This is a genomic window from Streptomyces sp. NPDC033178 (assembly GCF_055577685.1).
Genome location: NZ_JBVIPT010000012.1, coordinates 345,035 through 366,134 on the forward strand (window position 1 = coordinate 345,035; position 21,100 = coordinate 366,134).

Sequence of the window (21,100 nt, forward strand, 5' to 3'; positions counted from 1 at the left end):
TGACGCAAGACCCGCGTACGCGGGACATGTGTGACAAGGGGGAGTCTTTTGTGACACGGGTGACGCATTGCGCCCCTTCAGCGGCGCGGGGCTGTGACATATGCGGCTCCGCCGCGTGGGCGCGACAAGCCCTCACCGGCCCGCAGCCGGTTCACGCCCCGCAGGACCTCAGGAACGCCCGCGTGCGCTGAGCGATGGGCAGCGGCTTGTCCGGCTCGCACGGATACATGTCCTGCTCGACGATGGCGAACAACTCCACGTCCAGCTTCTGCGCGGCAGCCAGTACCGGCTCCAGCGCAGGCACCCCGGACGGCGGTTCGCACATCACGCCACGCGCCACGGCCGGCCCGAACGGAACCTCGTTCGCCCGCACGTCGGCGAGGATCTCGGGATCCACCTGCTTGAGGTGGAGGTACCCGATCCGCTCCCCGTACGTCTCGATGAGCTTGACGCTGTCGCCGCCGCAGTAGGCGTAGTGACCGGTGTCCAGGCACAGCGACACCAGCGACGAGTCCGTGCCGTCGAGGAAACGCGCCACGTTCTCCTCGCTGTCGATGTGCGTGTCCGCGTGCGGGTGGACGACGATTTTCAGCCCGTACCGCTCGCGCACCTCGTGCCCCAGCCGCTCGGTCTGCGTGGTGAGGTGGCGCCACTGCTCGGGGGTGAGTGTGTCGGGCTCCAGTACCTCGCCGGTCTTGTCGTCCCGCCAGAAGGACGGGATGACGACCAGGTGCTCGGCGCCCATCGCCTGGGTGAGCGCGGCGATGTCCGAGACATGGGCCCACGTGGCGTCCCACACGTCCGGGCCGCGGTGCAGCCCGGTGAAGACCGTGCCGGCCGACACCCGCAGGTTGCGGCGCGCGGTCTCGTCCGCGAGGACGGCCGGCTCGCTCGGCAGATAGCCGTACGGGCCCAGCTCGATCCACTCGTACCCGGACTCGGCGACCTCGTCGAGGAACCGCTGCCAGGGGACCTGTTGGGGGTCGTCGGGGAACCACACGCCCCAGGAGTCGGGGGCCGAGCCGATCCGGATGCGCGACAGTGAGGACTGCGGCGATGACTGAGGTGACAGCGACGTCATGAGCGTCAGCTTCAGGTCCGCCGGGGAGAGGTGTCAAGGCCTGGTCCGAATGTCCGGACAACCAATTGACAGGGCTCTGTGAGCGCCGCTAGACCTTGGGTCAACCGATACGAAGGGAACTCGATGGCCGAGTCCGCGGAGTCCAGTGCGTACGACCTCATCACCATGGGGCGGATCGGCGTGGACCTCTATCCGCTGCAGACCGGGGTGCCGCTCCCGCAGGTGACCTCCTTCGGGAAGTTCCTCGGCGGTTCGGCGACCAACGTGGCGGTCGCGGCGGCTCGGCTCGGGCGGCGTACGGCCGTGGTGACGCGGACCGGTGACGATCCCTTCGGGGCGTATCTGCACGAGGCGCTGCGGGACTTCGGGGTCGACGACCGCTGGGTGACACCCGTCCCCGGGCTGCCGACGCCGGTCACCTTCTGCGAGGTGTTCCCGCCGGACGACTTCCCGCTGTACTTCTACCGGCTGCCCAAGGCGCCCGACCTGGAGATCGACGCCCACGAACTGGACCTGGACGCCATCCGCGACACCCGGATCTTCTGGGTCACGGGTACGGGGCTGAGCGAGGAGCCCAGCCGCACGGCGACGCTCGCGGCCCTCGCTCATCGCGCCAAGTCCGGGACGACGGTCTTCGATCTGGACTGGCGGCCCGCGTTTTGGAAAGACACAGCCTGGAGCGACCCGGAGGCCGCCCGGTCCTTCTATGCCGAAGCCCTGCGCCACACCACGGTCGCCGTCGGCAACCTCGACGAGGTGGAGGTCGCCACGGGTGTGCGCGAGCCCCACGCGGCCGCCCGTGCCCTCCTTGACGCGGGTGTGGAGCTGGCCGTGGTCAAGCAGGGCCCCAAGGGCGTCCTCGCCGTCAACCGGAAGGGCGAGTCGGCCGAGGTCCCGCCCCTCCCGGTGACGGTCCTCAACGGCCTCGGCGCGGGCGACGCGTTCGGCGGCTCCCTCTGTCACGGCCTCCTCGCCGGCTGGGACCTGGAGCGGATCATGCGGCACGCCAACGCCGCCGGTGCCATCGTCGCGTCCCGCCTGGAATGCTCCTCCGCCATGCCGACCCCGGCGGAAGTCGAACAGGCCCTGAAGGCGGGGGCGGTGCTGTGAAAGCGGGATACGCGGGGGCCGGCCGGCGCGAAGGGGATGCCACAGGGGCGTACGCCTCCGCGGGTGGCGCCCCGACGGGCAGCCCCCCGACGCGCATCGACGTCTCGGAACTCGTCCGGATCCGGGCCCAGCGCCCCGAGGCCGTCGAGGAAGCCGCCGCTCGGCGGCCCCGGCGGCCGCTTCTCGGCGAGTCCGGGCGGCTGATGATCGTCGCCGCCGACCACCCCGCCCGGGGAGCCCTCTCCGTGGGCGACCGCAAGTTCGCCATGGCCAACCGGATCGACCTGCTCGAACGGCTCTGCCTCGCCCTCTCCCGCCCGGGGGTCGACGGCGTGCTCGCGACCGCCGACATACTCGACGACTTGCTGCTGCTCGGCGCGCTGGACCACAAGGTGGTCATGGGCTCGATGAACCGGGGCGGACTCGCGGGCGCGGCCTGGGAGTTGGACGACCGGTTCACCGGACACCGCCCGCGGGACATCGAGCGGCTCCGCTTCGACGCGGGCAAGCTGCTGCTGCGGATCGACTACGACGACCCGGGCTCGCTCACCACCCTGGAGTCGACGGCCCGTGCCGTGGACGACATGGCCGAGCGCCGGCTGCCCGTGTTCGTCGAGCCGTTCCTCAGCCGCCGCGACCCCACCACCGGCACCCTCCGCAACGACCTGGGCGCCGACGCCGTCACCCGGTCCATCGCCGTCGCGAGCGGCCTGGGCGGCAGTTCGGCGTACACCTGGCTGAAGGTCCCCGTCACGGAGAACCCGGACGACATGGCCCGCGTCATGGAGACCTCCACCCTCCCGGCCGTCCTGCTCGGCGGAGAGGTCGGCGCCGACCAGGAGGGCGCGTACGAGAAATGGCGCGGCGCCCTCCAACTGCCCACCGTCCAGGGACTGGTGGTGGGCCGCTCGCTGCTCTACCCGGCCGACGGCGATGTCGGGGCCGCGGTCGACACCGCCGTCGGACTGCTGTGAGGGGAAGCCGCCATGACCGACGAGGCGCACCTTCCCGGTGGCGGTTGTACTGTGCGTACAGAGGGGAATAAAGAGGACAAAGTGTTTGAACTCCTGGGCGGGGAGGGCGTGTTCGCCGGAGTCACCGACTTCGCGCATGCCCCCCGTGACGCCCGGGTCCTGATCGCCTCCGGCGCGGGAAGCCGCTTCGCCCTGGCAGGAGCGAAGTGCGAGCGACGACTCCCCGCCCGCTACGGCTCCGCGCCGGAGGTCTCCGTCATCGGGTGTGCACGGAGACGGATTGGCGGACGGGCCATAGAGACGTAAGGCCCGTTCGGACGTATGACGTGGCGGATCTGCTTCCACCCGGGACACGAAGAAAGCGCAGAGGGCTACCGATGACAGAGCCGACGTCAACGACGACAAGGCTGACGGTCGCGCAGGCACTGGTGCGGTTCCTCGCCGCCCAGTACACGGAACGCGACGGCGTGCGACGCCGCCTGGTCGACTCCACCTGGGGCATCTTCGGGCACGGCAACGTCGCCGGGCTCGGGCAGGCGCTCCTGGAGTACGGCACCGTGTCCTCCGGGGGGACACCCCCCGGGCCCTCCGTCATGCCTTATCACCAGGGCCGCAACGAACAGTCCATGGTCCACGCGGCCGTCGGCTACGCGCGTCAGTCCAACCGCCTCTCCGTCCAGGCGGTCACGACCTCCATCGGCCCCGGCGCCACCAACCTCGTCACCGGCGCCGCCCTCGCCACGATCAACCACCTGCCGGTGCTCCTGCTGCCCGGCGACGTCTTCGCGACCCGCCCCGCCGACCCCGTCCTCCAGCAGCTCGAAGTCCCGTACGCGGGTGATGTGTCGGTCAACGACTGTCTGCGCCCGGTGTCGAAGTACTTCGACCGGATCACCCGCCCCGAGGCCCTGATCCCGGCCGCCCTCCAGGCGATGCGGGTGCTCACCGACCCGGTCGACACGGGTGCCGTCACGCTCGCGCTGCCCCAGGACGTGCAGGCGGAGGCCTTCGACTGGCCCGAGGAGTTCTTCGCCGAGCGGGTCTGGACGGTCCGCCGCCCGGTCGCCGACCCGGAGGAACTGGCCGCCGCCGTCAGGGCGATCCGGGACGCCCGGCGCCCCCTGGTCGTCGCGGGCGGCGGGGTCCACCACAGCGAGGCCGAGGACGCGCTCAAGGAGTTCGCCGACCTCACCCGTATCCCGGTCGCCTCCACGCAGGCCGGCAAGGGCTCGCTGACCTGGGACCACCCGGCGGACGTCGGCGGCGTCGGGCACACCGGCACGGCGACCGCCTGCGAACTCGCCCGCACCGCCGACCTGGTGATCGGCGTCGGCACCCGCTACACCGACTTCACCACCGCCTCCGGCACCCTCTTCGCCGCCCAGGGCGTCCGCTTCCTGAACGTCAACATCGCGTCCTTCGACGGCCACAAGCTCTCCGGACAGCCGCTGATCGCGGACGCCCGCACGGCCCTGGAGTCCCTCACGGAGGCGCTCGCGCTGCACGGCCACCGCGCCGAACCGGCGTACGTCACCGAGTACACGGACGACAAGGAGCGCTGGGAGTACCGCGTCGACGCGGCGTACGAGGCGGAAGACCCGGACATCCGGCCCACCCAGCCGCAGGTCCTCGGCCTGCTCGACGAGATCGTCACCGGCGACGACATCCTCATCAACGCGGCCGGCTCCCTCCCCGGCGACCTGCACAAACTCTGGCGCGCCCGCTCCCGCGACCAGTACCACGTCGAGTACGGCTACTCCTGCATGGGCTACGAGATCCCGGCGGCCATCGGTGTACGGCTCGCGGCGCCCGACCGTCCCGTCTGGGCGCTGGTCGGCGACGGCACGTACCTGATGATGCCGACGGAGATCGTCACCGCCGTCCAGGAGGGCATCGCGATCAAGGTCGTGATCCTGCAGAACCACGGGTACGCGTCCATCGGCGGCCTCTCCGAGTCGGTCGGCGGCGAGCGGTTCGCGACCGCCTACCGCCACCGGTCCGAGGACGGCACCTACACGGGGCGTCCGCTGCCCGTCGACCTGGCGGCCAACGCGGCCAGCCTGGGCATGCGGGTCCTGCGCGCGAAGACCGTCCGCGACCTGCGGGCCGCCCTCGCCGAGGCTCGGGCCGACGACACTCCCACTTGTGTCTACGTGGAGACCCAAACGGCAGACACAGTGTCGGGCGCGCCTCCGGCGCAGGCCTGGTGGGATGTTCCTGTGGCCGAGACCGCGACCCGACCGTCGGCGGTCAAGGCACGTGAGCTGTACGAACGGCACGTCTCCACCCGGCGCCGCCATCTGTGAAGGAGCACTCGGTCATGACGAAGATCGTCAACCACTGGATCGGCGGCAAGCCCGTCGAGGGCGCGTCGGGCACGTACGGGCCGGTGACCGACCCGGCGACCGGCGCCGTGACCACCAAGGTCGCCTTCGCGACCGTCGACGAGGTGGATGCGGCGATCGCCGCGGCGAAGGACGCCTACGCGACCTGGGGCACCTCCTCGCTCGCCAAGCGGTCCACGATCCTCTTCAAGTTCCGGGCGCTGCTGGACGCGCACCGTGACGAGATCGCCGAGCTGATCACCGCCGAGCACGGCAAGGTCCACTCCGACGCGCTCGGCGAGGTCGCGCGCGGTCTGGAGATCGTGGACCTGGCGTGCGGGATCACCGTGCAGCTCAAGGGGGAGCTGTCGACCGAGGTGGCCTCCCGGGTCGATGTCGCCTCGATCCGCCAGCCGCTGGGTGTGGTGGCGGGCATCACGCCGTTCAACTTCCCGGCGATGGTGCCGATGTGGATGTTCCCGCTGGCCATCGCGTGCGGCAACACCTTCGTGCTCAAGCCCAGCGAGAAGGACCCGTCGGCGTCCGTCAGGCTCGCGGAGCTGTTCGCGCAGGCGGGGTTGCCGGACGGCGTGCTGAACGTCGTGCACGGCGACAAGGTGGCCGTCGACCGTCTCCTGGAGCACCCGGACGTCAAGGCGGTCTCCTTCGTCGGCTCGACCCCGATCGCCCGCTACATCCACACCACCGCCTCCGCCAACGGCAAGCGCGTCCAGGCCCTCGGCGGTGCCAAGAACCACATGCTGGTCCTCCCGGACGCGGACCTGGACGCGGCCGCCGACGCCGCGGTGAGCGCGGCGTACGGCTCGGCGGGCGAGCGCTGCATGGCCATCTCGGCCGTCGTCGCCGTCGGCGCCATCGGCGACGAGCTGGTGGAGAAGATCCGCGAGCGCGCCGAGAAGATCAAGATCGGTCCCGGCAACGACCCGGCCTCCGAGATGGGCCCGCTGATCACGGCGGCCCACCGCGACAAGGTCGCCTCGTACGTGACGGGCGCGGCCGCCCAGGGCTCCGAGGTCGTCCTGGACGGCACGGGCTACACGGTCGAGGGACATGAGGACGGCCACTGGATCGGGCTCTCGCTGCTCGACAAGGTGCCGACGAGTTCGGACGCGTACAGGGACGAGATCTTCGGCCCGGTGCTGTGCGTGCTGCGCGTGGACACCTACGAGGAGGGCGTGGCCCTCATCAACAGCTCGCCGTTCGGCAACGGCACCGCGATCTTCACCCGGGACGGCGGCGCGGCCCGCCGCTTCCAGCTGGAGATCGAGGCGGGCATGGTCGGCGTGAACGTGCCGATCCCGGTGCCGGTGGGCTACCACTCCTTCGGCGGCTGGAAGGACTCCCTCTTCGGGGACCACCACATCTACGGCAACGACGGCACCCACTTCTACACCCGCGGCAAGGTCGTCACGACCCGCTGGCCGGACCCGTCGGAGGCCCCGACGGGCGTCGACCTCGGCTTCCCGCGCAACCACTGAGCACCCTCGCCCACCCGCGTCAGGCCGTCCGGACTCCGGACGGCCTGACGTTTTTTTGACGCCCGCGCTGCGGTTCCCGCACGGGCGCCGGACGAGCGGTGGCTTGCGGATCGATGCCGTATACGGCAGTGAAGTCGCCTTCGGGCTACGGATTTCGTGGCCGAGGAACCATTGACGTGATGGTTTTCGTCGGGGTTCGATGCTCCGCAATCCGCTGTACGAGTCGATCGGAACCGCCGCGTATGACCGACACGCTCCGCCCCGTCCAGCCCGCCGCCTCCGCCGCCTCCGCCGCCGAGGCGCCGGACGTCCCCGCGCCGGACGGCCCCCGGAAACTCAAGCGCTCCATCGGCGTCGTCGGCGGCACGCTGCTCACGATCTCGTGCGTGACGCCTGCCTCCACGCTCTTCGTGGTCGTGCCCGACCTGTTCTCGACCCTCGGCACGGCGACCGCGCTGACCATCGCCGTCGGCTCGCTGCTCTGTATCGCCGTGGCGTTCTGCTACTCCGAGCTGGGCACCCTCATCCCCAGCGCGGGCGGCGAGTACGCCATGGTGTCGACGCTGGCCGGACGGCTCGCGGGCTGGCTGGTCTTCGTGCTGTCGCTGCTCGTCGTCATGATCGTGCCGCCGGTGATCGCCATGGGCACGGCGGACTACCTGGCGCCGGTCGTGCATCTGAACCCGTCCATGGCGGGTGCGGGCGTGATGCTCCTCGCCACCCTCGCGGGCCTGCTCGACCTGCGGGCCAACGCCTGGATCACCGGCGTCTTCCTGGTCCTCGAAGTCGTCGCGGCGGCCGTCGTGGCCGTCCTGGGCTTCGCGCACAGCCAGCGCGGCGCGGGCAGCCTGGTGTCGATGGAGGTGGCCGGGCAGGGCGGGCACACGGACACCGTCACCGCGATGCTGGTCGTCTCCGGGCTCGCCATCGCCCTCTTCGTCACCCAGGGCTTCTCGACCGCCGTCTACCTCTCCGAGGAACTGGAGAACCCGCGCCGCAACGTGGCCCGTACGGTCCTGGCCACCCTCGCCATCTCCGCGGTGATCATCCTCGTACCCGTGATCGCGATCACCCTGGCCGCCCCGGACCTGGCCGCGCTCACCGGCGGTGACATCAGCGGCATGGTCGCCGCCTGGTCCAACTCCGCGGTCGGCACCTTCGTGAGCCTCTGTGTGGCCCTCGCCATCATCAACGCGGGCATCGTCATGGTCATCCAGAACTCCCGCGTGCTGTTCGCCTCCGCCCGCGACCGGGCCTGGCCCGAGCCCGTCAACAACGTCCTGTCGAAGCTCGGCCGGTTCGGCTCCCCGTGGGTCGCCACGCTCCTGGTGGGCGTGCCCGGCGCGGTCCTGTGCTTCGTCGACCTGGACACCCTGTACGGCATCACGGGCGTCTCGGTGACGGGCATGTACCTCCTGGTCGCGGTCGCCGCCCTGCTCGCCCGCCGCGGCCCCCACGCGCACGCGCCCGCGTGGCGAATGCCACTCTGGCCCGCGCTGCCGGTCCTCCTGATCGCGGTCCTCGCGTACGTGCTCACCCAGCAGGAGACGAGCCACCTCCTGTGGACGGGCGGCATCACCGCGGCCGCGACCCTGTACTGGGCCTTCTATCTGCGCCCGCGCAGGGAGAGCCGCTGGCTGGTGACGGTGCCGGAGGACGGGCAGGCCTGAACTCCCGCGTACCGCGCCTGCGGTACCCCGCGGGGGTCCCGTACTCCCGTGGGAGGGGTGGGGGTTCAGCCTGGAAGCTGTCTGGGGCCGACAGGTACGGCCCGTACTGTTGACGCATGGATCTTCGACTGCCCGCACTGCGGCGGCCTCGACGGTGGATCGCCGCCGCGGCCGTCGTCGTGGTGCTCGCCGGCGCCGGCACGTGGAACGCCGTCGCCTCCGACGGGGCACCCGCCGTACGCCGCACCGACCAGCTCATCAGTACGGGCGACGGGGTGAGAATCGACACGTCGTACTTCACCGGCGACGCCTCCGGACGCCGGCCCGCCGTCCTCCTCGCGCACGGCTTCGGCGGCAGCAAGAAGGACCTGCGCACCCAGGCGGAGGACCTCGCACGCGACGGGTACGCGGTCCTGACCTGGTCGGCCCGCGGCTTCGGCGGATCCAACGGGAAGATCGGGCTGAACGACCCCAAGGGCGAGGTCGCCGACGCCTCCAAGCTCATCGACTGGCTGGCCGAGCGCCCCGAGGTCGAGCTCGACAAGAACGGTGACCCGCGCGTGGGCATGGCGGGCGCGTCCTACGGCGGCGCGGTCTCCCTGCTCACGGCCGGGTACGACGACCGGGTGGACGCCATCGCCCCGGCGATCACGTACTGGAACCTCGCGGACGCGCTGTTCCCGAACGGCGTCTTCAAGAAGCTCTGGGCCGGCATCTTCATCAACACCGGCGGCGGCTGCGACAAGTTCGAGAAGCAGCTGTGCGAGATGTACAACCGGGTCGCGGAGTCCGGCACGCCGGACGCGGCGGCGACGAAGCTCCTTCAGGAACGCAGCCCCGTCGCCGTCGGCGACCGCATCAAGGTCCCCACGCTCCTCATGCAGGGCCAGACCGACTCGCTCTTCCCGCTCGGCCAGGCCGACACCGCGGCGAAGGCGATCCGCGCCAACGGCGCCCCCGTGGACGTCGACTGGATCTCGGGCGGGCACGACGGCGGCGACATGGAGGCGAGCCGGGTCCAGGCCCGTACCGGGGCGTGGTTCGACCGCTATCTGAAGGACGAGAAGGGCGTCGACACCGGCCCCGCCTTCCGGGTCACCCGGACCCTCGGCCTGGGCTCCGGCGACGGAGAGCCCCGGCTGGGCAGCGCGACCGAGGACAGCTACCCCGGCCTGACGAGCGGGGGGCGCTCGATCGCCCTGACCGGTCGCGAGCAGCGTTTCGACAACCCGGCGGGCTCCAGTCCGCCCGCCATCTCGGCCCTGCCCGGCCTCGGCGGCGGTGGCCTGTCCCAGCTGTCCTCGCTCGGGGTCGGGGTGTCCCTCGACTTCCCCGGCCAGTTCGCCTCGTTCGAGTCGGCGCCCCTGCGGGAGGATCTGCAGATCACCGGCTCGCCGACGGTCACGGTCCACGTGAAGTCGACGAGCGAGGACGCGGTGCTCTTCGCGAAGCTCTACGACGTCGGACCGGGCGGCGCCCAGCCGGTGCTGCCCTCGCAACTGGTCGAGCCCGTCCGGGTGGAGGGCGCCAAGGCCGGCAAGGACGTACGGATCACCCTGCCGGCGATCGACCACGAAGTGGACGACGGCCACCGGCTGCGCCTGGTCCTCGCCTCGACCGACCTCGGCTACGCCTCACCGACGGCCCCGGCGACGTACACCGTCTCCCAGGAGAGCGGCCTGACCGTGCCCGCGCCGCTCGGCGGGGACACCGCCGCGGCAGCGCTGCCCGCGTGGGTGTGGTGGCTGCCGCTCGCCGGTGCCGGGCTCGCGCTGGCCCTGCTGCTCACCGGACGGCGCCGCACGGCGACACCCGCCCCGGACCCGGCACAGGCCGAAGTCCCGCTCCAGATCACGGACTTGAGCAAGCGGTACGCCAAGTCGGCGGACCGCTACGCCGTGCGGGACCTCACCTTCCGCGTGGAGAAGGGCCAGGTCCTGGGCCTGCTGGGGCCGAACGGCGCGGGCAAGACCACGACGCTGCGCATGCTGATGGGCCTGATCAAGCCGGACGCCGGAGAGATCCGTGTCTTCGGCCATGTGATCCGGCCGGGCGCACCGGTCCTGTCGCGCGTCGGGGCTTTCGTCGAGGGAGCGGGTTTCCTGCCGCACCTTTCCGGCCGCGAGAACCTCGAACTGTACTGGCGGGCGACGGGCCGCCCGCCTGAGGACGCGCACCTGGACGAGGCGCTGAAGATCGCCGGGCTCGGCGACGCACTGTCCCGCGCGGTACGGACCTACTCCCAGGGCATGCGCCAGCGCCTCGCCATCGCTCAGGCCATGCTCGGCCTGCCGGACCTGCTCATCCTCGACGAACCGACCAACGGCCTCGACCCGCCACAGATCCGCGAGATGCGCGAGGTCATGATCCGCTACGCGGCGGCCGGACGCACGGTGATCGTCTCCAGCCACCTCCTCGCGGAGGTCGAGCAGTCCTGCACCCACCTCGTGGTCATGGACCACGGGAAGCTGGTCCAGGCGGGCCCGGTGCAGGAGATCATCGGCTCGGGCGACACGCTGCTGGTGGGCACGGCCACACCGACGGACGAGCCCGTCGTCGAGAAGGTCGCCGCGCTGCCGGGTGTGGTCTCGGCCGTCAGCACCGACGACGGACTCCTGGTCCGGCTCGACGCGGACGGAAGCGCACAGCGCCTGGTCGCCGAGCTCGTGCGGATGGACGTACCCGTGCGGTCCGTGGGTCCCCACCGCCGTCTCGAAGACGCCTTCCTCACCCTGATCGGAGAGTCCGCATGAGCACGCTGGCCGACCGCGCGGAGGAGCGCGCCGATGAGCGTGCGGGGGCCGGCCCCGCCCGGCCCGTCGAGGTCGCCGACGGTTACCGCGCGGGCCGCACGCTGCCCCTGAGGGTCGAACTGGTCCGGCAGTTGAAGCGGCGCCGCACGATGGTCATGGGCGGGCTGCTGTTCGCCCTGCCCTTCATCCTGCTGATCGCCTTCCAGGTCGGCGACCCGGGCGGCGGCGGCAACGGCGCCCAGCGGGTCAACCTGATGGACACCGCGACCGCGTCCGGGGCGAACTTCGCCGCAGTGAACCTCTTCGCCTCCGCGGGCTTTCTGCTCGTCATCCCGGTGGCGCTGTTCTTCGGGGACACGGTCGCCTCGGAGGCGAGCTGGTCGTCGCTGCGCTACCTGCTCGCGGCGCCGGTGCCCCGGGCCCGTCTGCTGTGGTCCAAGCTGGCCGTCGCCTTCGGCCTCAGCCTGGCCGCGCTGGTGCTGCTGCCACTCGTCGCGCTCGCCGTCGGTACGGCGGCCTACGGCTGGGGGCCGCTGCAGCTCCCCGTCGGCGGCACGCTGCCCACCGGGACCGCCGCGCTGCGCCTGCTGATCGTCGTGGCGTACATCCTCGTGTCCCAACTGGTCACCGCGGCCCTGGCGTTCTGGCTGTCGACCAGGACGGACGCCCCGCTGGGAGCGGTCGGCGGAGCGGTGGGGCTGACCATCATCGGCAGCGTCCTCGACGAGGTGACGGCGCTCGGCGACTGGCGCCACTTCGTGCCCGCGCACTGGCAGTACGCCTGGCTCGACGCCGTCCAGCCGCAGCTCGACTGGAGCGACATGATCCAGGGCACGTCTCTGTCGCTCACCTACGCGATGGTGCTGTTCGCCCTGGCCTTCCGCGGGTTCGCCCGCAAGGACGTGGTGTCGTAGTCGGCCGGTGACGCCGTCACAGGGGCCCTCCGGACACCCTCAGGTCTCCGGAGGGTCTCCCACCGGTCTCAACTGCCGTCCGCCGTGGCCGCATTGAGATTCATCCGCAACGCCTTGGCCCGCTCCTTCCGGCCGCCTCCGACGTCACAGTCACAGACGTCGACTCAAAGAGGTCACCCGAGGGGGCACGCATGAGGCGCAACGGACGGCATCAGGCACGGCGGGACGAGCGGGAGGCGCGGGGAGTCCAACCCGGACGGGCTCGGCGGGGACAGCGGGCAGGGCAGGGGCGGCGGCGCCGTGTGCGTGCCGCGCTCGTCGCCGGGAGCGTGGCCGTCGGACTCCTGCTCACGGCCTGCAGCGGCGGTGGCAGCGACGGGAGTTCGTACGACCGGGGCGGCAGCAAGGCCAAGGACGACAACGGCTTCCCGGCACCCGCCCCCGTTCAGCCGACCGGCTCCTCGGGCACCGACGACGGCAGCGCCGAGGGCGACCGGAAGGGCGAACTCCGCGAGAGCGCGTCGCCCGCCGACCACCTCTCCACCTTCGCCCTGGACGTCGACACCGCCTCGTACGGCTATGCGCGCCGCACCCTTGAGGAGGGCCGCAGGCCCGACCCGTCGACCGTCCGCCCCGAGGAGTTCATCAACAGCTTCGGCCAGGACTACGAGCGCCCGGACGGCAACGGCTTCACGGTCACGGTGGACGGCGCCCGCACGGCCGCCCCGGACGGTTCGCTCAACCAGGACGCCACATACGACACGTTCGGTCAGGAGAACCGGGACTGGCGCTTCCTCAGGGTCGGCCTCGCCACCCGGGAGGCCGAGGACGCCGGCGAACGCCCGCCCGCCGCGCTGACCTTCGTCATCGACGTCTCCGGTTCCATGGCCGAGCCGGGCCGACTCGACCTGGTCAAGGAGTCCCTGGGCGTGATGACGGAACGGCTGCGCGACGACGACGCGGTCGCGCTCGTCTCCTTCAGCGACGAGGCCAGGACCGTGCTCCCGATGACCCGCCTGGGCGACCACCGCGGCCGCGTCCACGAGGCGATCGACACCCTCGAACCGACCGACTCGACCAACCTCGGCGCGGGCGTCACCACTGGCTACCGCACCGCAGTGGACGGCCTGCGCGAGGGCGCCACCAACCGGGTCGTGCTGCTCTCAGACGCCCTCGCCAACACCGGCGAGACCGACGCCGACGCCATTCTCGACCGCATCGCCGACGCTCGCCGCGAGCACGGCATCACGCTCTTCGGCGTCGGCGTGGGCAGCGACTACGGCGACGCCCTGATGGAACGCCTCGCCGACAAGGGCGACGGCCACACGACGTACGTGTCCAACGCCGAGGACGCCCGTACGGTCTTCTGCGACCAGCTCCCGCGGAACATCGACCTCACCGCCCGTGACGCCAAGGCGCAGGTCTCCTTCGACCCGGAGACCGTCGACCGGTTCCGGCTGATCGGCTACGACAACCGCCAGGTCGCCGACGAGGACTTCCGCGACGACCGCGTGGACGGCGGGGAGATCGGTCCCGGCCACACGGTCACAGCCCTGTACGCCGTGCGGGTCAGGCCGGGGGCGTCGGGGCATGTGGCCACGGCCACGGTGCGGTGGCTCGACCCCGACTCCCGTACGCCGCATGAGTCGACGGGGCAGATCGAGGCCGGCTCCCTCGACGGGGGGCTGTGGGGCGCGGAGACGGCGCGGAGTGGTCTCCAAGTCACCGCGATCGCGGCGTACTTCGCGGACGCGCTTCGCTCCGGCGCCGGCGGTGGGGCCGGCGCTCCGGTTCCGCCCTCGTTGCGCGAACTCGCGGACCGGGCCGACGAGTTGGCCTCCAACACGGAAAGCAAGCCGATCCGCCAACTCGCCGAGACGATCGACCGGGCCACGGACCTGCCGTAGTGAGTGGGTTCGGGTTGGTTGTGGCTGGGGTGCGCGGTTCCTCGCGCCCCTGAAAGATGCGCCTGCCGTTGGGTTCTCGGGTCGGGGCCGCGACGGGGCATCCGATCGCAGCTGTGTCATCCCGCACCAACACGTTGCCCATCAGAGGTCGTGCTGCGATCGGAAACCCCGACACGACCCCTTCGTCGGGAGGGCGGCAGCCGGAGGGGTGGGGGGCTGGCTTTTTAGGGGCGCGAGGAACCGCGCACCCCGCCCCCACTCACCCGCACAACTCCCTCTCCGCCCGCACCGGATCGTTCGGAAAGCGGAACGCCGTCCGCTCCCAGGCCCCGGCCGCGTTGCGCAGAAAGCGACCCGGGGTCAGCGGCCCCCGAGTCGCAGAGTTCAACTCGGCGAGCGCACCGCACCGCAGGGCGCGCCGGGCGGCGGCGACCTGCGCCGGATCGGCCCAGCCGGGCAGATCCCCCGGCACACCCCGGTCGGCGGCGAGCCACGCCGCCGGCAGCCGCTTGTCGTGGCCGACCCGCCCGCCCCCGACCCGCTCGGAGTGCGCGGCCAGCGGATACGCCAGCCCGATCGGATCGAGCGCGGCCCCGTCCAGCGGCACGACCGACCCGTTGAGCCCCAGCACCACATAACTGGCCGTCATGGAAGGAGCGCCCGCACCCGCAGGCGCGGCCACCCGCCCCTCCTTGCCGAACAGCAGGGCCGGCGCCCCGGAGTACCGCGCCGCCCACACCTTCCGCGCGTACTCCATGTGATGCGGGGCCCCCACGAAGGTGTGCCGCACCGGATGCGGATCGGCGTTGTGGCGGACGTACACTCCACGCTCGTCCGCGATCCCGGCCGGGCCGATCTGTCCGGCGTACGGAATCCGCAGCCACCCCGCGCACACCACCGCCCACAGGCCGACCCCGACCGCCGCCAGCGCCCCCACCCGTGTCACCGGCACCACGAAGACGGGCAGCAGCATCAGCAGGAGCCCCGGCAGCAGCATCCGCCCGTGCATGAAGTCACCGCCGACCTTGATGACGTACAGCCAGCACAGCAGCCCGGCGAGGACGGGCGCGAGCACGGGAACGAGCCGTGCGACCCCGCGTTCGGCGAGCCCGCCGCGCGCGGGCAGCACCGCCGCCGCCACGAACAGCGCGGGCACCCACAGCAGATAGGGATGCGCGAAGTCCCCGAGATACCCGAGGCCCCGCCCCCACAGACTCTGCGAGGCCTCCTTCGTCACGGCGGGCAGCGGCACCAGATGCCCGTAGTACCCGGCCCGGAACACCTCGTACGCGGCCGGCAGCGCGCCCGCCGCCCCCGCACCCGCGAGCGTGCCCCGCCACGACGGCCGCACGAGCAGCCACTGCGCGCCGAGGAAGACGACCGACACGAGCCCAAGGTCGGGCCGTACGAGCGGCCCGAGCCCGATGACCGCCGAGGTCAGGAGGGAGGAGGGCCGCTTGATCAGCGTCAGCCACGCTCCCGCGATCCAGCACGTCGCGAGCCCCGTCTCAAGACCCGAGGTGGCGAAGTCCCACACGGGCGGCAGCCCGAGCAGCACCAGCGACCCCAGCGGCACGACCGCCCGCCCGCCGTACGTCCGCAGCGCCCCGAGTCCCGCGAACGCGAACCCCACGGCGGTCAGCAGCAGCCCACCGAGCACCGCCGCCGACACCGGATCCACTCCCGCCGTCCCGGCCGCCACGAGCAGCCACTGCCACAGCGTCCCGGTCGACGACTCGACCCGCTCACCCGCGTTGAACACGGGCCCGTTCCCCGCCAGCACCTGCCGCACGGTCCGTACGTAGATATAGGCGTCGTCGGACATCCACCGCCGCTGGAACCCGGCGTACGCCACGACGAGCGCGGGCCCGAGCCACACCGCCACCCGGGCCCGGTCCGCCCACACCGCCCGCTGCCCCGGGCGGGGTGGCAGCGACTGGGAGGAGGGGGCGGAGGGGGAGGAGGGCGGACGGGGTTTCGGGTACGAGGGATGCGCGGGGGAGTGCGTTGACGTCATGTCCCGTTCATCGGCCCCCGTCAAGCCGAGCTTGACGCCCGAGGCGTGCCCCGGTGGGCCGAACGGGGGACGGGGCAGCGGGAACTGACGTCAAGTCAGTCCGCAGCCCGGTTGGGTGGCGGTTCGTGTCAGTCCGTCCCGCAGACCGACGGCAGCGCCCGTCCGAGCCCCTTCAGGTGCGGTACGTCCAGCCGGTGCCCGTACGCGGACAGCGTGGCCGCGGCGTACAGGCGCGGCCCGCAGGAGGCGTCGGCGCGTACCGGGTCGGTCTCCCGGAGCGCGGTCAGGGCCGGGTGGTGATCAGGCCGAGCGCCGGGCGGACCTCCTTGGCAGCTCGGTGCCGCACTTGGCCGCCGCGACCTTGTCGGCCGGCAACGGACCGAATGCGGTGGGGTCGCACTGGGTTTCCTTCGAAAGGAAGTCGGTTCAGAAAGAGGTCAGTTGGCGCCGGACCGGCGCCCCGCGCCGTGCAGCAACGTATCGACGACGAGCGTGGCCAGCGCATCCGGGTCCTGCTGGTCCTGGGGTCCGTGCAGGGCCTCGCCGATGAGCGCGTAGTAGACGCGCCGCGTCCACTCCAGGTCCACGGAGGCGTCGAGCAGGCCCTCGTCCCGTGCGCGCCCGAGGAGTTCGAGACAGCGGGCGCCGACCTGCTCCCAGCCCGCCGCCGCGGTCCCGCCCTCGTCGTCGGGACGGCTCAGCGCATAGCTCCAAGCCCCCTTGATCCGCAGGACGTTGGCGGTGATGCGATGCAGGGAGACCAGCGGCGGCGCGGTGTCCGGGCGGCCGTCCTCGACGGCCTCCGCGAGCTGGCGTACGGCCGACTCGGCGAGCGCCTCGATCAGCGCCTGCCGGCTGGCGAACCGCCGGTGCACCGTCGTCCGCGCCACCCCCGCCGCCTCCGCGATCTGCTCCATGGACGCCCCGGGGTCGGCGGCGAGCACCCGCTCGGCCGCCTCCAGGATCACGCGCACACTGCGCTCCGCGTCGGCACGCAGCCGCCGGACGGGCCGGACGGCGGGTTCGGCCATGGGGACCTCCTGAGGGGGCGTGGATCGGACGGCCGGGTCAACGGCCGGGGCAAACGATACGCGCGGGCGGCAGCTGTTCATTTATCTGCGTCAGTACTGTTGCAGATATTGAGAAAAGAGCTACTCTCTCGTAGTAGATAGTGCATCCAGAAGCGAAGGGAAACACCATGACTCTCGCTCTCGTCACCGGCGCCTCCTCCGGGCTCGGCGCTGAGTTCGCCGAACAGCTCGCCGCGCGTGGCCACGACGTGGTTCTCGTGGCCCGTTCCGAAGGCCGTCTCGAAGAGGTGGCCGACCGGCTCCGCGTACGCCACGGCGTCCGGGCGCACGTGCTGCCCCAGGACCTCGCCGAACCGGACGCGGCCCGACGCGTCGCGGACGCCCTCGCCGCCCAGGGCCTCACCGTCGACCTGCTGGTCAACAACGCCGGGTTCGGCACCTGCGGCCGCTTCGAGGACATCGACCCGTCCCGCGACCACGACGAGATGATGGTCAACGTCGTCGCCCTGGTCGATCTCACCCACGCCCTGATCCCCGGCATGCTGGAGCGCGGCTCGGGCGCGGTCCTGAACGTCGGCTCCACGGCGGGCTACCAGCCGGGCCCGTACTTCGCGGTCTACAGCGCCACCAAGGTGTTCGTCCTGAACTTCTCGCTGGCCCTGCGCCAGGAGTACCGCGGTCGCGGCATCAAGGTCACGGCCCTCTGCCCGGGCCCGGTGGAGACCGGCTTCTTCGACGCGATCGGCACCCGCAAGGCCGCGGTCACGGGCTCCTTCACCACCTCGGAACCCGTCGTACGGGCCGCCCTGCGCGCCCTCGACCGCGACCGCGCGTACGTCACCCCGGGCCTCGGCAACGCCCTGGGCGCCCACCTCACCCCGCGCCGCCCGCGCGCCCTGGTGGCCGCCATGGCGGAGCGCGTCACCCGCAAGGTCCTGGAGCCGGAGACCGGGCGGGAGCGGGTCGCCGCCTGAGGCCCGCCCAGGTGCTCGGCCCGACGGGGGAAATCTCCAAGCGGGTTGAAATTCCCCTACGCGTGAGTAAGTTGACCCGGAAGTAAGTACGCGCCACCGCGCAACGCGAGCCGCGACCGGGAGCTGTCATGGGCGTACGCAAGGACCTGAAACGGGCGAAGAAGCGCACCGATCTGGCGGACCGCACCAAGGTCGAGATCACCAGGGACCACCACGGAGTCGTCCGCGAGGCGCACATGCCGGCCCTCGCCCCGAAGACCGCCACCGGCAGCATCGCCGATCTGCCCTTCACCAACGCGGCCGAGGCTCCGGACGCCGTCGTCCTGCGCCGCAGGGAGCACGGCACCTGGCAGCCGGTGACCGCGGCCGCCTTCGCCCGCGAAGTCACCGCCGTCGCCAAGGGGCTGGTCGCGGCGGGCCTCGAACCGGGCGGCCGCGTCGCGGTCATGTCCCGTACGCGCTACGAGTGGACGCTTCTCGACTTCGCGATCTGGGCGGCGGGCGGCGGGAGCGTGCCCGTGCCCGTGTACGCCACGTCGTCACCCGAGCAGATCGAGTGGATCGTCCGTGACTCGGACGCCCGTTTCGTCGTCGTCGAGACCCCCGAGAACGCGGCGGCGGTCGCGGCCGGCACGGCCGACCACCCCGATCCCCCGCACGTGTGGCAGATCGACGGGGGAGCGATCTCCGACCTGACCGTTCTGGGCGGCGGCATCCCCGACGAGGAGGTCACCAGGCTCCGGGCGGCCCTCACTCCCGAGACCGTCGCGACGATCTGCTACACCTCCGGCACCACCGGCCGCCCCAAGGGCTGCGTCCTCACCCATGCCAACCTGCACGCCGAGGCCGCGAACACGGTCGAGCTGCTGCACCCCGTCTTCAAGGAGGTCACCAGCCAGATCGCCTCGACGCTCCTCTTCCTCCCGCTCGCCCACATCCTGGGGCGCACCCTCCAGATCGCCTGTCTGATGGCCCGTATCGAACTGGGCCACTGCCCGAGCATCAAGCCCGACGAACTCCGGCCGGCGCTACGGGAGTTCCGGCCCACCTTCCTGGTCGGCGTGCCGTATCTCTTCGAGAAGATCCACGGCACCGGCCGCGCCACCGCCGAGCGGATCGGCCGCGCCGCCTCCTTCGACCGCGCGCACCGGATCGCCGTCCGCTTCGGTGAGGCGCACCTCGACCGGTTCCTCGGCCGCGGCAAGGGCCCGGGTCCCGGCCTGTACGCCGCCTGGGCCCTGTACGACCTGCTGGTCTACCGCCGCATCCGCAGGGAACTCGGCGGCCGCACGCGCTACGCCATCAGCGGCGGCTCCCCGCTCGACCGCGACCTCAACCTCTTCTTCTACGCCGCCGGCATCATCGTCTACGAGGGCTACGGCCTGACCGAGACCACCGCCGCGGCGACGATCGTCCCGCCCCTCGGCCCCCGGCCCGGCACGGTCGGCCTTCCCGTCCCCGGCACGTCGATCCGTATCGCCGACGACGGCGAGGTGCTCATCAAGGGCGGCATCGTCTTCGGCGCCTACTGGAACAACCCGGCCGCCACCGACGCCGCCCTGACCGAGGAGTGGTTCGCGACCGGCGACCTCGGTGACCTCGACGAGGACGGCTACCTCACCATCACCGGCCGCAAGAAGGACATCCTCGTCACGTCCGGCGGCAAGAACGTTTCCCCGGCCGTCCTGGAGGACCGTCTGCGCAGCCGTCCCCCGGTTGGCCAGTGCGTCGTCGTCGGCGACAACCGCCCCTACGTCGCCGCCCTGATCACCCTGGACCGGGAGGACCTCACCCACTGGCTCTACGTCCGCGGGATGCCCGCGGACACCCCGGTCTCCGAGCTCGTTCACGACCCCCGCATACGCGCCGACGTCCAGAAGGTCGTCGACCACGCGAACCAGGCCGTCTCCCGCGCTGAGTCGATCCGTGAATTCGCCCTGGTGGAAGGCGAGTTCACCGAGGAGAACGGTCTGCTCACCCCGTCCTTGAAGATCAAGCGCCACGCGGTGACGGCCGCGTACGCGAAGGAGATCGAGGCGCTGTACGGCGGCTGAGACCGGGACGCGGCGGCCGAGGCCGGAGGGGCGGCCGGGTCTGGGCATGGGAACAGCGGGCCACCCACGAGGGGTGACCCGCTGTTCGCGCCGCTGCGGAGATCAGCTGCGGTCGGCGCCGTTGCCTGAGAGCACCGGGATGTTGTCCAGGATGTGCGACAGGGGCTCGTCGCCCTTGGCCTGGGTGGAGTTCTCGGTGCACTGCTGGTTCTGCGGGGCCGACAGGATCGGCACGTCCTGCAGGACGGTGATCGGCACCAGGCCGATGAGCGAGGCCAGGTTGGCCTTGACCGGCAGACCGACACACGGCTTGTTCAGCGTGCCCTGCACGAGCGAGAGCTGGGGGCTCATCTTGCCGTGCGTAGCCTGGTTGCCGTACTTCTGGACGGAACCGTTGCCGTTGGCGGTGGTGACGCCCTCGTCGTTGCCGATGGCCAGCGCCTGGGGCGCGCCGGCGGCCGACAGACCGGCGACAGAGGCGGCAATGGCCGCGGTCGCCATCAGCTTCTTCATGTTCGTTCCCTTTCGGAGAATGGCCCCGTTACGGAGCCGCATAACGATCAACAGTGCGGTGGACGGTGCGGTTGCGGGGTTTGCCCCGATTGGCCCACAGGGTTCCTCGGGATCGGAGTTGCGCGCGCCGCCGTAAGACGTGAGGACGTGAGAGGGGCAGCGGGGGGGGGGGGGGGGGGGGGGGCGGTGGGGGGGGGGGGGGGGGGGGGGGGGGGGGGGGGGGTGGGGGGGGGGGAGGGGGGGGGGGGGGGGGGGGGGGGGGGGGGGGGGGGGGGGGGG

General features: G+C 71.8%; 14 protein-coding genes and 1 pseudogene. 11 read left to right on the top strand and 4 right to left on the bottom strand.

The window, feature by feature from the left end; all coding sequences use genetic code 11:
- Nucleotides 1-151: 151 nt before the first annotated feature.
- Complete coding sequence (locus ACZ5VQ_RS29210) at nucleotides 152-1,081, bottom strand: sugar phosphate isomerase/epimerase family protein (RefSeq protein ID WP_200398064.1); 930 nt, start codon at nucleotides 1,079-1,081, stop codon at nucleotides 152-154.
- 123 nt (nucleotides 1,082-1,204) lie between these two features.
- Between ACZ5VQ_RS29210 and iolC the strand changes: the two genes are divergently transcribed.
- From iolC to ACZ5VQ_RS29255, 9 genes and pseudogenes are all read left to right on the top strand, one after another.
- Nucleotides 1,205-2,191, top strand: a complete 987-nt coding sequence (gene iolC / locus ACZ5VQ_RS29215) for a 5-dehydro-2-deoxygluconokinase (protein ID WP_469107476.1) — start codon at nucleotides 1,205-1,207, stop codon at nucleotides 2,189-2,191.
- 95 nt (nucleotides 2,192-2,286) lie between these two features.
- The gene (locus ACZ5VQ_RS29220; RefSeq protein WP_469107498.1) at nucleotides 2,287-3,165 is read left to right on the top strand and encodes a Cgl0159 family (beta/alpha)8-fold protein; all 879 of its coding nucleotides are present in this window, start codon (nucleotides 2,287-2,289) and stop codon (nucleotides 3,163-3,165) included.
- 39 nt (nucleotides 3,166-3,204) lie between these two features.
- A pseudogene (locus ACZ5VQ_RS29225) lies at nucleotides 3,205-3,423 on the top strand (5-deoxy-glucuronate isomerase); the annotation flags it as partial.
- A gap of 119 nt (nucleotides 3,424-3,542) precedes the next feature.
- Nucleotides 3,543-5,471 (top strand): 3D-(3,5/4)-trihydroxycyclohexane-1,2-dione acylhydrolase (decyclizing), encoded by a 1,929-nt coding sequence (iolD, locus tag ACZ5VQ_RS29230; RefSeq protein ID WP_469107477.1) that lies wholly within the window; start codon nucleotides 3,543-3,545, stop codon nucleotides 5,469-5,471.
- 14 nt (nucleotides 5,472-5,485) lie between these two features.
- Nucleotides 5,486-6,988, top strand: coding sequence for a CoA-acylating methylmalonate-semialdehyde dehydrogenase (gene mmsA, locus ACZ5VQ_RS29235; RefSeq protein WP_469107478.1), 1,503 nt, complete (start codon nucleotides 5,486-5,488; stop codon nucleotides 6,986-6,988).
- 242 nt (nucleotides 6,989-7,230) lie between these two features.
- On the top strand, nucleotides 7,231-8,658 hold the full coding sequence (locus ACZ5VQ_RS29240; protein ID WP_469107479.1) for an APC family permease: 1,428 nt from the start codon (nucleotides 7,231-7,233) through the stop codon (nucleotides 8,656-8,658).
- Between the two features lie 116 nt (nucleotides 8,659-8,774).
- Nucleotides 8,775-11,411 (top strand): CocE/NonD family hydrolase, encoded by a 2,637-nt coding sequence (locus ACZ5VQ_RS29245; protein ID WP_469107480.1) that lies wholly within the window; start codon nucleotides 8,775-8,777, stop codon nucleotides 11,409-11,411.
- Nucleotides 11,408-12,325 (top strand): ABC transporter permease, encoded by a 918-nt coding sequence (locus ACZ5VQ_RS29250; protein WP_469107481.1) that lies wholly within the window; start codon nucleotides 11,408-11,410, stop codon nucleotides 12,323-12,325. The genes ACZ5VQ_RS29245 and ACZ5VQ_RS29250 overlap by 4 nt, the downstream gene beginning before the upstream one ends.
- A gap of 191 nt (nucleotides 12,326-12,516) precedes the next feature.
- Nucleotides 12,517-14,232, top strand: a complete 1,716-nt coding sequence (locus ACZ5VQ_RS29255; RefSeq protein ID WP_469107482.1) for a vWA domain-containing protein — start codon at nucleotides 12,517-12,519, stop codon at nucleotides 14,230-14,232.
- 259 nt (nucleotides 14,233-14,491) lie between these two features.
- Here the strand turns inward: ACZ5VQ_RS29255 and ACZ5VQ_RS29260 are convergent, their stop codons facing one another.
- A complete protein-coding gene (locus ACZ5VQ_RS29260) occupies nucleotides 14,492-16,249 on the bottom strand; it encodes an arabinofuranosyltransferase AftB family protein (protein WP_469107483.1) in 1,758 nt (585 codons plus the stop codon).
- Between the two features lie 437 nt (nucleotides 16,250-16,686).
- Nucleotides 16,687-17,280, bottom strand: coding sequence for a TetR/AcrR family transcriptional regulator (locus ACZ5VQ_RS29265; RefSeq protein WP_469107484.1), 594 nt, complete (start codon nucleotides 17,278-17,280; stop codon nucleotides 16,687-16,689).
- 167 nt (nucleotides 17,281-17,447) lie between these two features.
- Here ACZ5VQ_RS29265 and ACZ5VQ_RS29270 point away from each other — a divergent pair, with 167 nt between their 5' ends.
- Both ACZ5VQ_RS29270 and ACZ5VQ_RS29275 read left to right on the top strand, forming a co-directional pair.
- Nucleotides 17,448-18,254: an SDR family NAD(P)-dependent oxidoreductase gene (locus ACZ5VQ_RS29270; RefSeq protein WP_469107485.1), complete on the top strand. Its 807-nt coding sequence runs from the start codon at nucleotides 17,448-17,450 to the stop codon at nucleotides 18,252-18,254.
- 128 nt (nucleotides 18,255-18,382) lie between these two features.
- On the top strand, nucleotides 18,383-20,308 hold the full coding sequence (locus ACZ5VQ_RS29275) for an AMP-dependent synthetase/ligase (RefSeq protein WP_469107486.1): 1,926 nt from the start codon (nucleotides 18,383-18,385) through the stop codon (nucleotides 20,306-20,308).
- A gap of 102 nt (nucleotides 20,309-20,410) precedes the next feature.
- On the opposite strand, the gene ACZ5VQ_RS29280 is transcribed toward ACZ5VQ_RS29275, so the two are convergent.
- Nucleotides 20,411-20,821 (bottom strand): rodlin, encoded by a 411-nt coding sequence (locus ACZ5VQ_RS29280; RefSeq protein ID WP_362079748.1) that lies wholly within the window; start codon nucleotides 20,819-20,821, stop codon nucleotides 20,411-20,413.
- Nucleotides 20,822-21,100 lie beyond the last annotated feature (279 nt).